Here is a 15,381-nt window from a genome sequence, read left to right as displayed (position 1 = left end):
CCACCCCCACACCCCTGCCCACCTACCCCTTCCAACACCACCGCTACTGGCTGGAGGACGCCACCCCTCCAGGCGACGCCGCCGGACTCGGCCTGTACGCCACGGGGCACGGGGTGCTGCGCGCGGCGACCACGCTGGGCAACGGCCAGGGCCTGCTGCTCACCGGACGGGTCTCCGCTCGGACGCACCGCCAGCTGACCGGCCACAGCGTCGCCGGCACGGCCGTCCTGCCGCCGGCCACCACCCTGGACCTGGCCTTCGACGCGGCCCGGCTGCTCGGCGACCTCACCGTCGAGGAGCTGACGATCGGCGCTCCGGTCGTCCTCCCCGCCGAGGAAGGCGTGGATCTCCAGTTGATCGTGGAGGCGGCGGAGGGCGACGCCCGGCGAGCGTTCACGGTGCGCACCCGTCCCGACGGACCTGCAGGTGCCGGTGGTCGGGAGTCGGACGAGACCGGCGAGTGGCTGCGCCGCCCGTGGACGACGCACGCCACGGGTGTGCTGGGCCCCGCGGTGCCGACCGGGTGGGAGGTGCCGACCGGGTGGGAGGTGCCGGCCTTGGGGGAGGCACCCGCCGTCGGCGAGCCTGCGCGGCAGTGGCCGCCGGCAGGATCCAAGGAGATCCCGCTGGACGAGCTGGACGCGCGCCTGGCAACTCAGGGCCTTGAGCACGGCTCGGCCCTGGATGGTGCGATCCGGTGGTGGCGGCGCGCCGGGGAACTGTTCGCGGAGGTCGAGCTGCCCGCGGACGGCGCCGGGGAGGCGGGCCGGTTCGGGCTGCATCCGGCAGTGCTGACGGCGGTACTGAGCCCGCTGCAGGCCGGTGCCGGCGAGACCGGGAGCGGCACCGGCGACGATCTCGGCACACTGCCACTGAGCTGGCACGGTGCCGTTCTGCACGCGACGGGTTCCACGACCCTGCGGGCGCACGTCGTCCCGGTCGGGGGCACGGTGTCGGGCCGTCGGGAGCCCGGGCTGACCGACGGTCAGGACCACGGGCTTACCGGTGCGCTCCAGGAGCCCGGCTGGGCGGTGCGGTTGTTCGACCCCGCCGGCGCGCCGGTGGCGAGCATCGAGCGGGTGCGCCTGCGCCCGTTCGATCCAGGCGCGTTCGGCGTCGCCGCCGGTGGCGGTGGCGGTGGCGCGGCCGCCGTGCGCGCCGACTGGTTGCTCGCCCTGGACTGGCCGGTGCTGGAAAGCACCGCGGCGGGAGGCGCACCGAGAGCGGACGCCCCGCGCTGGTCGGTGTACCGAGTGCCGGAGGCCGACCAACCGGCGGACGACCCGACGACCGGGCCGGTGGGCGGAGCAGCCGGTGACGCGGCGAACGCACCGGCGGAGGCCGACCTGCTGGCCCGGCTCGCGCGGCTCCCGGGTGTAGCCAGCAGCGCCCCGAGTACCCCGGCCGACGAGGCGACACCGCCGGCCGCGGTGGCCCTGTATCCGGTCAGCAGCGCGCGGGCGGCCTTCCACGCGGTGCGCACCTGGCTCGCCGACCCGGCGACCGCGCACCAGCGGCTGGTTCTGCTGACCACCCACGCGGTCAGCACCGGCCCGGACGACACCTCGAGCCTGGCGGACCTGCCAGCGGGCCTGGAGCGGAGCACGATCTGGGGTCTTGCCCGGGCCGCGGCGGCCGAGNACCCGGACCGCGTCGCCGTCATCGACCTCGACGGCCAGGACGCATCGGTGGCCGCGCTGCCGGCCGCCCTGGCGAGCGGTGAGCCGCAGATCGCCGTGCGCGGCGGCACCGTCCGGGTCCCCCGGCTCGGCCAGGTGACGTCCGAGGAGTTCACCTCGTCCACCGGTAGGAGGTCGCACCCCGGTGGAAGCGTGCTCGTGGCGGGCGGCGGCCCGCTGACGGCGGTGCTCGCCCGGCACGTCGCCGGGGAACGGGCCGGGGTGCGCCTGCTGCTGCTCGGCGCCGACGACGACCTGGCCGACGAACTGCGCGCGCTGGGGGCCGAGGTGCTCGTCGCCGCCGGTGAAGCCGGCGACCGGGAGGCGCTGGCCGCCGCGTTGGCGCTGGTGCCGGCCGAGGCGCCGGTCCGGGCAGTGCTGCAGGTCGCGGCCGCGGGGCCGCTGGGAACGCTGGCCGCGGCGGACGGCAGGGCGTTCGACACCGCGGTGCGGACGGCGAACGCCGCGGCCTGGAACCTGCACGAGCTCACCCGCGACCTGGAGCTGGACTGGTTCGTCCTCGTCGCCCCGGATGTCGCCGGCACCCTCGGCGGTGCCGGGTCCGCCGCACGGGCGGCGATCGGCGCCGGGCTCGATACCATCGCCCGCTACCGCCGGTCGCTCGGGCTGCCCGCGGTCTCCCTCGCGCTCGGCCCGCGGACCACCGACGAGATCGGCAACCGCGGCGATCTCCTCCCGTTCGACGCCGCGCAGACCGGCGGTCTGCTCACCCTGGCGGCCGGAGCCAGTGCCCGGGTCCGGGAGCGGGACCGGGACCGGGCGGACGCGCTGACCGCCGCCCGCCTGGACCATTCGGCTCTGCGCTCCGCGGCCGCGGCCGGGCTGCTGCCGCCCGTCCTGCGCTCGCTGGTGCGCGGGGTACGCGCGGCGACGGGCCCGGCGCGCGCCGGGCGGCTGGTCGCCGCGCTGGTCGGCCGGTCCGAGACGGAGCAGCGAGCGGTCCTGCTGGATCTCATCCGCGGCACGGCCGCCGCCGTCCTCGGCCACACCGGCGGGGCGGGGGTCGACCTCCGCCGGGCGTTCAAGGATCTGGGCTTCGACTCGCTCACCGCCGTGGAGCTGCGCAACCGGCTTGCCACGGCCACCGGGCTGAGTCTGCCGGCCACCCTGCTGTTCGACCATCCCTCCGGTGAGGTGCTCGCCGACCACCTCCGCACGCGGCTGCTGGGGCTGCTCCCGGCGGACGGACCCGGTAGGGGTGGTGGCCCGGCGCGGTCCGGCTTCGACGGGGAGCCGATCGCGATCGTCGCGATGGCCTGCCGCTTTCCCGGCGGTATCCGGGCGCCGGAGGACCTGTGGCGGGTGGTCGAGGAGGAGCTCGACGTGATCTCCCCGTTCCCGGACAACCGCGGCTGGGACCTGGACTCGCTGTTCGACCCGGACCCGGCGCACCCGGGCACGTCTTATGCCCGCGAGGGCGGGTTCCTGCACGACGCCGACCTGTTCGACCCGGCCTTCTTCGGCATCTCCCCCCGCGAGGCGACCGCCATGGACCCCCAGCAGCGACTGCTGCTGGAAACCTCCTGGGAGGCGTTCGAACGCGCCGGCATCGCCCCCGACACCCTGCGCGGCTCCCGCACCGGCGTCTTCGCCGGCGTCGTCTACACCGACTACGGCTCGCGGGTGCGGCTGCCCGCCGACATGGAGGGCTACCTGGGTATCGGCAGCGCCGGCAGCATCGCCTCCGGGCGCATCGCGTACACGCTGGGGCTGGAGGGCCCGGCGGTCACCGTCGACACCGCCTGCTCCTCCTCACTGGTCGCCCTGCACCTCGCCGTGCAGTCACTGCGCGGCGGCGAATGCGACCTCGCCCTCGCCGGCGGCGCCACCGTGCTGTCCAACCCGGACATCTTCGTCGGTTTCAGCCGGCAGCGCGGACTCGCCCCGGACGCCCGCTGCAAGCCCTTCGCCAGGGCCGCCGACGGGACGGCCTTCGGGGAGGGAGTGGGTCTGCTGCTGGTGGAGCGGCTTTCCGACGCCCGGCGCAACAACCACCCGGTGCTCGCGGTGGTGCGCGGCAGCGCCATCAACCAGGACGGTGCCAGCAACGGCCTGACCGCCCCGAACGGGCCGTCGCAGCAGCGGGTGATCCGCCAGGCCCTCACCGACGCCGGGCTGCTGGCCGCGGACGTCGACGCCGTCGAGGCGCACGGCACCGGCACCCGCCTCGGCGACCCCATCGAAGCCCAGGCCCTGCTCGCCACCTACGGCCAGGACCGCCCGGCAGACCGGCCGGTGTGGCTCGGCAGCCTCAAATCCAACATCGGCCACACCCAGGCCGCCGCCGGTGTCGGCGGAATCATCAAGATGGTCCAGGCATTCCAGCACCGGACACTGCCCCGCACCCTGCATGTCGACGAGCCCACGCCGCACGTCGACTGGACGGCGGGAAACCTGGCGCTGCTCGTCGAGAAGCGGCCGTGGGAGCCCGGGGAGAAGCCGCGCCGGGCTGCCGTCTCCGGATTCGGGATGAGCGGTACGAACGCCCACGTCATTCTTGAGGAGGCCCCCGCCGGAAACGAGGCGGCGGACAACACCACGGAAAACGCCACCGGCCCGGGGAACGGCACCGCGAACAGCGAGGGCGGGCTGGTGGTGCCCGTGCCGATCCTGCTTTCCGGACACACCGAACAAGCCCTCCACGACCAGGCCGACAACCTCCACACCTACCTCACCCACCACCCCCACACCACCCCCCACCACATCACCCACACCCTCACCCACGGCCGCACCCACCACCACCACCGCGCCGCCATCATCACCACCAACACCACCAACCTCCGCCACGCCCTCACCGCACTCACCCACCACCAACCACACCCCGACCTCACCCACGCAACCACCACCACCCCCGGAAAAACCGTCTTCGTCTTCCCCGGCCAAGGCAGCCAATGGCCCGGAATGGCCCGCCACCTCTACCACACCTCCCCCACCTTCGCCCACCACCTCGACAACGCCCTCGACGCCCTCACCCCCCACCTCGACCACAACCTCCGCCACCACCTCACCACCCACACCACCGACACCCCACCCACCACACCCGACTACACCCAACCCGCCCTCTTCGCCGTCATGACCGCCCTCGCCCGCCTCTGGCAACACCACAACATCCACCCCGACACCGTCCTCGGCCACAGCCAAGGCGAAATCGCCGCCGCCCACATCGCCGGCGCCCTCACCCTCACCGACGCCGCCACCATCATCGCCCNCCGCGCCAAAGCCCTCACCACCCTCACCGGCACCGGCGCCATGGCCTCCATCACCCTCCCCCCACACACCCTCCAACCCCTCCTCACCACCCACCCCGACCTCCACATCGCCGCCCACAACAGCCCCACCCACACCATCATCGCCGGCAACCCCGAATCCCTCGACAAACTCCTCCACCACTGCACCACCCACAACATCCAAGCCCGCAAAATCCCCGTCGACTACGCCTCCCACACCCCCCACATCGAACCCCTCCACACCACCCTCACCCAAACCCTCCAACACATCACCCCCACCCCCGCCACCACCCCCTTCTACTCCACCCTCACCAACACCTACCTCGACACCACCAACCTCACCCCCGAATACTGGTACCAAAACCTCCGAAACCCCGTCCTCTTCCACCAGGCCATCACCACCCTCCACACCAACGGCCACACCACCTACATCGAAACCAGCCCCCACCCCATCCTCACCACCACCATCACCGAAACCCTCGAAAACACCACCATCCAAAACCAGCAAGAACAAACAGAAAACCCCGAGAACCAAAACAACGAAAACAGCCCCACCCGCCAGAACCAGAAAACAGAACACCCCACCGAACGACCCAGCATCACCGTCACCGGCACCCTCCGCCGCGACCACGGCACCCTCCACACCTTCCACACCGCCCTCGCCCACCTCCACACCCACGGCCACACCCCCACCTGGCACACACCCCCACCCCCCACCACCCCCACACCCCTGCCCACCTACCCCTTCCAACACCACCGCTACTGGCTGGAAGGGCCGGCGGTCGGACAGGGTGCCGCCGGGTCCGGTGAGGACGCCGCCGGCCACGGGCTCGTGAGCGCGGTCACCGAGCTGGCCGACGGAGACGGTCTGCTGCTCACCGGGCAGATCGCCCGCCGGACCCACTCCTGGCTGGCTGACCACGCCGTACGCGGCACCGTGCTGCTGCCGGCGACGGCGCAGGTGGAACTCGCCTTCCAGGCCGCGCTGCGCACGGGCGCCGCCGGGGTCGAGGAGCTGGCCCTCGAAGCGCCGCTGATCCTGCCGGAACGCGGTGGGGTGCGGCTACAGGCCCGGGTCGAGGCCGCGGACGAGGACGGCCGGCGCCGGCTGACGATCCACTCCCGGCGGGGAGCCGAGGAGTCGTGGACCCGGCACGCCACCGGCCTGCTGGCGCCGCCCGCCGACCCCGCCGACCCGGCCAGCCCAGCCGCTCTGTCCGCGCGCTCCGCGGCGGTCCCCGGCGGCACCGCCTGGCCACCGCCGCAGGCTGAGCCGATCCCGGTCGACCGGCTGTATGAGGAGCTCGCCGACCTCGGCTACGAGTACGGGCCGGCGTTCCAGAACCTCCGGGCGGCCTGGCGAGCCGGCGACACCGTGTACGCGGTGGTCGCGCTGGACGCCGAGCACCAGATCGACGCCGGCCGGTTCGCCGTCCACCCGGCGCTGCTCGACGCGGCGCTGCACACGATGGGGCTGGGTGGGTTCCTCGGCTCCGGCGTGCTGCTGCCGTTCGCCTGGTCGGGTATCACCCTGGCCGCGACCGGTGCCGGCGAGCTGCGGGTCACCGTCGCCCCGGGTGCCGCCGGCCAGGACACCGTCACGCTGGAGGTGGCCGACCCGGCCGGCGCCCCCGTCGCCCGGGTCGAACGGATCACCCTGCGCCCGGTGGACCCCGCCGCCCTGCCGGCCGCGACCGCTTCCCGCGGCGCCGACGGGCTGTATGAGCTGGAGTGGCGGGAACTGCCGCCGCTGCCGGCCGTCCCGGCACCTCGGTATCGCCTGGAGATCACCGCAACGGTGCCGGCCGACGCGGAGCTGGAGCGGGCGCTCGGTCTCCCGGCCGCGGACGACGCCGAGCTGACGCTCCTGCCGTGGTGGGAGCCCGGCCCGGGGCCGGGTGATCCCGGCGGTGCCCTGCCCGACGCGGTGCGGGCACAGGTGCTGGCGTTGCTGGACCGGGTGCGTGCCTGGCTCGGCCGGGAGGACCGCCCGGCGGCACGGCTCGCCGTCCTCACCCACCGGGCGGTCGCCGCCCGCGGCGGTGATCCGCTGGAGCTGACCGCGGCCCCGCTGTGGGGGCTGCTGCGCTCCGCGGCGACCGAGAACCCCGACCGGGTCGTCATCGTCGACGTCGACGGCACGGCCGCGTCGCTGGCGGCGCTGCCGGGCGCGATGGCGACCGGTGAGCCGCAGCTCGCGCTGCGCGACGGGGCCGCACTGATCCCCCGGCTCACCCGCCGGGAGGCCCGCGAACCGCTCCCGCTGCCCGGGGACGAACAGGCTGCCGGGACGTCGACCCCACCCCGTACTTCGACAACCCGGACTGCGGCCCTGGTGTCGACGGCCGGCAGGCGGGCCTGGCGGCTGGAGACGCCCGGTGGCTCACCGGACGACCTGCGTCTCGTCCCGTTCCCGGCCGCGGAGGTGCCGCTGGAGGCCGGCCAGGTGCGGATCGCGGTGCGCGCCGCCGGCCTCAACTTCCGCGATGTGCTGACCGCGCTCGGCATGGTGCCCGTCGGCGCCCCGCTGGGCACCGAGGCCGCCGGCGTGGTGGCGGAGGTCGGGGAGGGTGTCACCGGGCTCGCGGTCGGCGACCGGGTGTTCGGCCTGGTTCCCGGTTCGGTCGGGCCGCTGGCGGTGGCGGACGCCCGCCTGCTGGCCGCGATCCCGGCCGGCTGGTCCTTCGCCCAGGCCGCCGGGGTGCCGGCCGTGTTCACCACCGCGTACCACGGACTGGTGGAACTGGCCCGGGTGCGTCCCGGCGAGCGGGTGCTGATCCACGCGGCGACCGGTGGCGTTGGGCTGGCCGCCCTCCAGGTGGCGCGTCACCTGGGTGCCGAGGTCTTCGCGACCGCGAGCCCCGCCAAGTGGGGGGTGTTGCGGGCCCTGGGCGTGCCGGAGACCCACCTCGCCTCGTCCCGCACCACCGACTTCGAGTCGGCGTTCGGCGAGGCCACCGGCGGGGAGGGGGTCGATGTCGTGCTCAACTCGCTGACCGGCCCGTTCCTGGACGCCTCCCTGCGCCTGCTGCCCCGCGGCGGGCGGTTCGTGGAGATGGGCATCGCCGACCCGCGCAATCCCGACGAGGTCGCCGCGGACCATCCGGGGGTGCGCTACCAGGCGTTCGAGCTGCTCGATCTGGACCCGGGCCAGGTCGGGGCGTCGCTCGCCGGGGCGCTCGGCCTGTTCGCCCGCGGGGTGCTGCGCCCGCTGCCGGTGACCACCTGGGACGTCCGTTCCGCGCCGGCGGCGTTCCGGCACTTCTCGCAGGCCCGGCAGATCGGCAAGGTGGTGATCACCATCCCGCCGGCCCGGCGGACGGCCGGGACGGTGCTGCTCACCGGTGGAACGGGCACCCTGGGCGCGGCGCTGGCGCGTCATCTGGTGACCGCGCGCGGGGTGCGCCACCTGCTGCTGACCAGCCGCCGCGGAGCGCAGGCGCCGGGCGCGGCGGAGCTCGCCGAGGAGCTCGCCGGACTCGGCGCCACGGTGCGGGTCGCCGCCTGCGACGCCGCGGACCGCGACGCGCTCGCCGGCCTGCTGGCGTCCGTCGACCCGGCGCACCCGCTGACCTCGGTGATCCACACGGCCGGGCTGCTGGACGACGGCGTGCTGGCCTCGCTGACTGCGGAGAAGGTCGACGCGGTGCTGCGGCCCAAGGTCGAGGGGGCGTGGAACCTGCACCAGCTGACGCTCGACGCCGACCTGGACGACTTCGTGCTGTTCTCGTCGGCGTCCGGTCTGCTGGGCGGGGCCGGGCAGGCGAACTACGCGGCGGCCAATGTGTTCCTCGACGCGCTGGCCGCGCACCGGCGGGCGACGGGGCGTCCCGCGGTCTCCCTGGCCTGGGGGATGTGGCAGTCCGCAAGCGGGATGACCGGTCATCTCGACGCGACCGACCTCGCCCGCATCGCCCGCGGCGGCCTGACGCCGATGTCGACGGACGAGGGCCTGGCGCTGTTCGACGCGGCGCTGGCCGCCGACCCGGCGCTGCTGGTCCCGGCGCCACTGGACCTGCCCGGTCTGCGCCGGCAGGCCGACGGCGGGGCGCTGCCCGCGGTGCTGCGCTCGCTGGTGCGCGGGCCGGCGGTCCGCCGGGCGGCGGCCGGCGCCGGGGCGACGGGCCCGCGGACACCCGGTGACCTGGCCGAGCGGCTGGCCGGCCTGCGGGGACCGGAGCGGGAACGTCACCTGCTCACCCTGGTCCGCGAGCAGGTGGCGGCCGTGCTGGGGCACGGCGGGCCGGCGGACATCGCACCCGACCAGGCCCTCAAGGACATCGGCTTCGATTCGCTGACGTCGGTGGAGCTGCGCAACCGGCTCGGCTCCGCCACCGGGCTGCGGCTGCCGACGACGCTGGTGTTCGATTTCCCGACCCCGGCGGCCCTGGCGGCCAGGCTGCTCTCGCTGCTGGCTCCGGACGACACCGCCGCCGAGCTCGACCGGCTGCTCGCCGAGGTGACGGTGGACAGCCCCGAGTTCGCCGCGGTCCGCGACCGGCTGCGCGACGCGCTGTGGCGGTGGGAGGAGGCGGCCGGCGGCGGTTCCCGGGCGGACGCCCTGGGCGCGGCGGCCGTCCCGGCGCAGCCGTCCGCGGACGACGGGCTGGCCGAGGCCACCGACGAGGAGCTCTTCCGCGCCCTCGACGAGGAGCTGGACGCCCCATGACCGGACCTGCCCGCCCTGACGTGGGCGACGGACCCCGGAGCGGGCCGACCCCGCTCCTCCCGGGCGAATCATCCGTCCGGCTTCCGCTGCCCGGGCCAGCCGCCCGGACGACACCTGAAGGGGGGTGCGCGGCGCTTCCGCCCGGTCCTGGTACCCGGCCGGCGCGCCGCGAATCCGATGACTGACGTAGCGGACATCCAGGCCGTGGCGGGCACCCAGGCTGTGCCGGATACCCAGGCTGTGCCGGAAGACCGGGTGCGGGCGGAGCCCCCGGCAGCGGCGGGGACGGAGGAGCGGCTGCGGGACTACCTGCGGCGGGCGACCGCCGACCTGCGGCAGGCGCGGCGGCGGATCCGGGAACTGGAGTCGCGGATCAGCGAGCCGATCGCGATCGTGGGCATGGGCTGCCGGTTCCCCGGTGACGTCGGCTCCCCCGACGACCTGTGGCGGCTGCTCGACACCGAGCGGGACGCCGTCACCGGCCTGCCCGCCGACCGCGGGTGGGATCTGGAGCGGCTGTACGACAGCGACCCGGACCACCCCGGGACGACCTACGCCCGCGAGGGCGGTTTCCTCGCCGACGCCGGCGGCTTCGACGCGGCGTTCTTCGGCGTCGGCCCGCGGGAGGCCACCGCCAGCGACCCGCAGCACCGGCAGCTGCTGGAGGTCGCCTGGGAGACCGTGGAGCACGCCGGGATCGCCCCCGGCTCGCTGCGCGGCTCGCGGACGGGTGTGTTCGCCGGCGTGGTCTCCCAGGCCTACGTGCCACCGCCGGAGCGGGTGCCCGCCGGATTCGAAGGGCATCTGATGACGGGCAACGCGACGAGCGTCGCCTCCGGGCGGGTCGCCTACCACCTGGGTCTGGAAGGGCCGGCGCTCACCATCGACACGGCCTGTTCGTCGTCGCTGGTGGCGATCCACCTGGCGGCCCGCGCCCTGCAGCGCGGCGAGTGCGATCTGGCGCTCGCCGGCGGTGTGACGGTGATGGCGACGCCGGTGCTGCTGGTCGAGTTCAGCCGCCAGCGCGGGCTGTCAGCGGACGGCCGGTGCCGGGCCTTCGCCGCCGCCGCCGACGGCACCGGCTTCGCCGAGGGCGTCGGGCTGGTCCTGCTGGAACGGCTCTCGGACGCCCGCCGGGCCGGCCGCCAGGTGCTGGCGGTGCTGCGCGGCTCGGCGGTGAACTCCGACGGGGCCAGCAACGGGCTGACCGCCCCGAACGGGGTCAGCCAGGAACGGGTGATCCGCCAGGCCCTGGCCGACGCCCGGCTCGCCCCGCAGCAGGTGGACGTGGTGGAGGCGCACGGCACCGGCACCCGCCTCGGCGACCCGATCGAGGCCCAGGCCCTGCTCGCCACCTACGGTCAGGGCCGCCCGGCCGGCGCGCCGTTGTGGCTGGGCAGCCTGAAGTCCAACATCGGCCACACCCAGGCGGCCGCCGGCATCGCCGGAGTGATCAAGCTGATCCTGGCCCTGCGGCACGAGCGGCTGCCCCGGACCCTGCACGTGGACGAGCCGACGCCGCACGTCGACTGGGCCAGCGGGAACGTCCAGCTGCTCACCGAGGCCCAGCCGTGGCCACGGGGGGCGCATCCCCGCCGGGGGGCGGTCTCCTCGTTCGGGATCAGCGGCACCAACGCCCACCTCGTCCTGGAGGAGCCACCGCCACCGCCACCCCTGGACTCGGGCCCGCCCCCGGACCCGGACCGCACCGGGCGGGACGGCACCGGGTCGGCGGAGGTCACCCCCTGGGTGCTGTCGGGGCGCACCGAGGAGGCGCTGCGCGCCGCGGCCGGCCGGCTGCGGGCCCGGCTGCTCGAACGCCCGGACCTCGACCCGGCCGCCGTGGCCCGGGTACTGGCCGTCGGTCGCAGCGCCCAGCAGCGCCGCGCCGTCATCCTGCCCACCACCGCCGCGAAACGGCTGGACGCGCTCGCCGCGCTCGCGGACGGACGTCCCAGCGGCCTGGTGGCCCGCGGCGGGCCGGGCGGGCGGACGGCGTTCGTGTTCACCGGGCAGGGCAGCCAACGGCCCGGGATGGGCCGGCAGCTGCACGCCGGCCGGCCGGTGTTCGCCGCGGCACTCGACGAGGTCCTCGGCGCGTTCGAGCCGCTGCTCGACCGGCGGCTGGGTGACCTGCTGTTCGCCGCGCCCGGCAGCCCAGAAGCGGCGCTGCTCGACCGCACCGAGTACGCCCAGCCGGCCCTCTTCGCACTGGAGACCGCGCTGTACCGGCTGGTCGCCGAGACCGCGGGTGAACCGGACCTGGTCGCCGGCCACTCGGTCGGCGGGCTGGCCGCGGCGCACGCCGCCGGCCTGTTCACCCTGCCCGACGCCGCCGCCCTCGTCGCCGCCCGGGGCCGGCTGATGCAGGCCCAGCCCGCCGGCGGCGCGATGGTCGCCTGCGAGGCCACGGCGGACGAGCTCGCGCCGCTGCTCGCCGACGAGCAGGGGCGGGTCTCGCTGGCCGCGGTCAACGGCCCGCGGGCCGTCGTCGTCTCCGGGGACGGCGACGCGGTGGCCAGGGTGGCCGCCGCGGTCGCCGCCCTGGGCCGGCGGACCCGGGCGCTGCGGGTCAGCCACGCCTTCCACTCCGCCCACATGGACGGGGCGCTCGACCCGTACCGGCGGGTCGTGGCCGGGGTGCGCTTCCAGCGCCCGCGGCTGGGCATCGTCTCCGACCTGACCGGCGCGGCGGCGACCTTCGCGGAGCTGCGCGAACCGGACTACTGGGTGCGCCAGCTGCGGTCTCCGGTGCGTTTCGCCGACGCCGTGTCCGCCCTGCGCGCCGCTGGAGCCACGACGTTCGTCGAGATCGGCCCGGACGCGGTGCTCACCCCGATGGTCGCGGAATGCGTCCCGGCCGCGGGACCCGGGGAGAGCGCGGCCGTGGTCACGGTGCCCGCCCTCGTCCGCGACCGGCCGGAGGAGCAGGTCCTCGCGGCCGCCCTGGGGTGGCTGCACGTCCAGGGCGCGGCCGTCCGCTGGGACTCCTGGCTCGGGCCCGCCACCGCGCCGCCCCCGCACCTGCCGACCTATCCCTTCGAGCACCGCCGGTACTGGTGGCCCGCCGAGGTGGTGACCGCTCCGGCCCGCGGCCCGGAGCCGGGCCGGGCCAGCGCGCCCGTGAGCGAGAACACCGAGGCCGGGCCCGGCGGCGACGGAGACGGAGACGGCGAGGACGCGCCGCCCGCGGAGGACGCGCTGCTCACGCTGGTGCGGGAACACGCCGCCGAGGTTCTCGGCCACGCGGACCCGGGCCTCATCGGGGCCGACGACAACTTCCTGGAGATCGGGTTCTCGTCCTTCAGCGCGCTGGAGGTGCGCAACCGACTGTGCGAGGCGACCGGCCTCACGCTGCCCCCGGTGCTGCTCTACGACTACCCGACGCCGTCGGACGTCGTGCGCTACCTCCAGGAGAACCTCGCGGCCTGACCGCCGGAACGGCCAGCCCCTGGCAGGGCGAGCGAGCGGGAGCGAGCGGGGCTGTCAGGGGCTGTCAGGGGCTGCCGCCCGGCGCCGGCGGGCCGGCGGGCTCCGCCCGGCTGTGGCTGTTGATGCGCATCCAGGGCTCGTACACGACGCACCGGCCGCCGCCGCCGCGCTTCGCCGCGTACATCGCGATGTCCGCGGCGTTCAGCAGCCGGTCCGGACCGGTGACACCGGAGCCGGAGATCGCCACTCCGACGCTGGCCGTCACCGCCAGCGTGGCGCCGCCGGCCGGGATCGGCTCGGCGACGCGGTCGACGATCCGGTTGGCGACCCCCTCGACCTCGGCGCTCCCGGGTACGTCCGAGCAGACGACGGCGAACTCGTCCCCGCCGAGCCGGGCGACGACGTCCTCGGAGCGGACGGCGTCACGCAGCCGGTCGGCGACCGCCCGCAGCACCGCGTCGCCCGCCTTGTGGCCGTAGGTGTCGTTGACCGCCTTGAACCCGTCGAGATCCACGAAGATCACGCCCGTGCGGCGTCCCTCGAGCACGCCGCGGTTCACGACCAGCCGCAGATGCCTGATCATCGCGACCCGGTTGATCAGGCCGGTGAGCCCGTCGTGCCGGGAGCTGTGGAGCAGCTGCTGCTCGGCGGCCAGCCTGGTCAGCGCGGAGCCGAGGACGTCCGCGATGGCCTGGATGTGCTGCTCGTCGTCCGGGCTGAAGGCGGCGTTCTCGTCGCTCGCGGGCCGCTGGGCCAGGATCAGCCGCTCCGGGTGCTCGGCCGGCCCCACCGCGGCCGTGATCGTGTACCAGCCGTCGACGGCTGTGCGCCCGTCGGGGCGACCGCCGCCCGCGACGCCGTCCGAGAGCACGCCGTCCAAGGGCACGCCGCCCGCGGCCAGCTGCCGGCCCAGCTCAACGGGGGGGTCCAGCGGTGTTCCCGATGCGGCGGCGCAGACCAGGGTCGGCTCGTCGAGGACGTCCCACACCGAGACGTGCGCCCGCAGCCCGCAGGCCAGTGTGTCCACGGCCAGCGTCCACAGCACGGCACTGTCGGTGGTCTTGAGCGCTTCGTGCGCGATGTAGGCAAGGTCCGTGGTGCGCGACCGCGACCGCTCCCGGGCGGTGGAGTTCAGGCCACTGGCCACCACCTGGGCCACCTGCCCGGACTCGTCCGTCACCGGGGTCAGTGTCAGATCGTACGAGCCGCCGTAGGCGTTGATCGTCTGCGAGACGGGATGCCCGGCCAGGGCGAACCGGAGCAGGTCGAGACCTTCGCTCTCGTCGGCGAAGGCGTCGAGCATGGACATGTGGCTCGCCCGCGCCAGCCCCTCCGAGACCGCGGGCATGTCCCCGCCACCGCCGAGGGCCAGCTTCCCGGTGCGGTCGATCAGGGCCAGGCTGACCGGGCTGTGGGAGAAGATCGTCTGGATCTGCCGGCGCAGCCGCTGCCCGCTGCGCTCGTCCTCCAGCATGTGGACGCCCGCCCGCCGGCCGTGCTGGAACGCGGTCTCCAGGGCCGGCACGGTGGAACCGTCGGGGCGGCGGATCAGCACGGCCCGCCCCGACCCGGGCGAATCGTCCTCGTACCCGAGCGGTGTGCCGGGCCGCGGGGCGGGTGCCAGCAGGCCGGCGAGTGTCTCTCCGCGCAGCTCGCGGCGAGGACGCCCGAGAAAGCCAACCGCACAATCGTTGACGTACAGGATCCGGTCGGTGCGCGATGCGACAATCACCACTGCGACGGGGAGCCTGTCAACCAGCGTGCGCCACCTCAAGATCACCTCTCGCTGCTCGAATACCTCCTTCGTCACGACCTACCCAGCCCACGGGCCGGTAACGACTCCACTCACCCGGCGCGGTGCCTCCGCCCACCCGGGCGGCGCCTCCCCAACTTGGCGCGGCGCCTCCCACCCGCCGCGGCACCTCCCACCCGGCGCGGCACCTCCCCAGCCGGCTGGTCAGCCCGCCGAGCTACCAGGAACGGCCGGGACGGGCCGAGCCAGTGCGCTGACCACGAAGCTTCCCAGGTTGCGCGCACGCGCCGGGCGGGGTACTCGGGATCGCGCGGTTATCCGGTGCCGGGGTGAGGGTGGCGGAGGCTGGGTCGGGGTCAGGGTGGCGGAGGCTGGGTCGGGGTCAGGGTGGCGGCGGTGGCTGGGGTCGGGGTCAGGGTGGCGGCGGTGGCTGGGGTCGGGGTGGCGGTGGCCGGGGCGGGGGTGACATTCCTGTCTGATCGGGCGGGACACCCCGGGTGCCGAGCCGGCCGGGATGCCGGCTGAGCGTCCGCCCGGGCCGGCATCGGGACACCACCACCCCACCCGCTGCGACGTCCACCACCCCGCCCGCGGGCACCC

General features: G+C 75.2%; 3 protein-coding genes and 2 pseudogenes. 4 read left to right on the top strand and 1 reads right to left on the bottom strand.

All coding sequences use genetic code 11. From position 1 onward, the window contains the following. Positions 1 to 113 precede the first annotated feature (113 nt). From UG55_RS48290 to UG55_RS25780, 4 genes and pseudogenes are all read left to right on the top strand, one after another. Positions 114 to 1,640: pseudogene (locus UG55_RS48290) on the top strand (polyketide synthase dehydratase domain-containing protein); the annotation flags it as partial. 1 nt (position 1,641) lies between these two features. Then, positions 1,642 to 4,908, top strand: a pseudogene (locus UG55_RS48285) (beta-ketoacyl synthase N-terminal-like domain-containing protein); the annotation flags it as partial. Between the two features lies 1 nt (position 4,909). Further along, on the top strand, positions 4,910 to 9,596 hold a 4,687-nt coding region (locus UG55_RS46415; RefSeq protein ID WP_396231023.1), incomplete at its 5' end, for an SDR family NAD(P)-dependent oxidoreductase. A gap of 177 nt (positions 9,597 to 9,773) precedes the next feature. After that, positions 9,774 to 13,028, top strand: a complete 3,255-nt coding sequence (locus UG55_RS25780) for a type I polyketide synthase (RefSeq protein WP_083987208.1) — start codon at positions 9,774 to 9,776, stop codon at positions 13,026 to 13,028. A gap of 64 nt (positions 13,029 to 13,092) precedes the next feature. Here the strand turns inward: UG55_RS25780 and UG55_RS25775 are convergent, their stop codons facing one another. Then, positions 13,093 to 14,808, bottom strand: coding sequence for a sensor domain-containing diguanylate cyclase (locus tag UG55_RS25775; RefSeq protein WP_255360540.1), 1,716 nt, complete (start codon positions 14,806 to 14,808; stop codon positions 13,093 to 13,095). Positions 14,809 to 15,381 lie beyond the last annotated feature (573 nt).

This window comes from Frankia sp. EI5c (assembly GCF_001636565.1).
In the GTDB taxonomy this organism is placed as follows: Bacteria; Actinomycetota; Actinomycetes; order Frankiales; family Frankiaceae; genus Parafrankia.
Note: the sequence above shows the minus strand (reverse complement) of the source record. Positions and strands in the feature narration are given on the sequence as shown.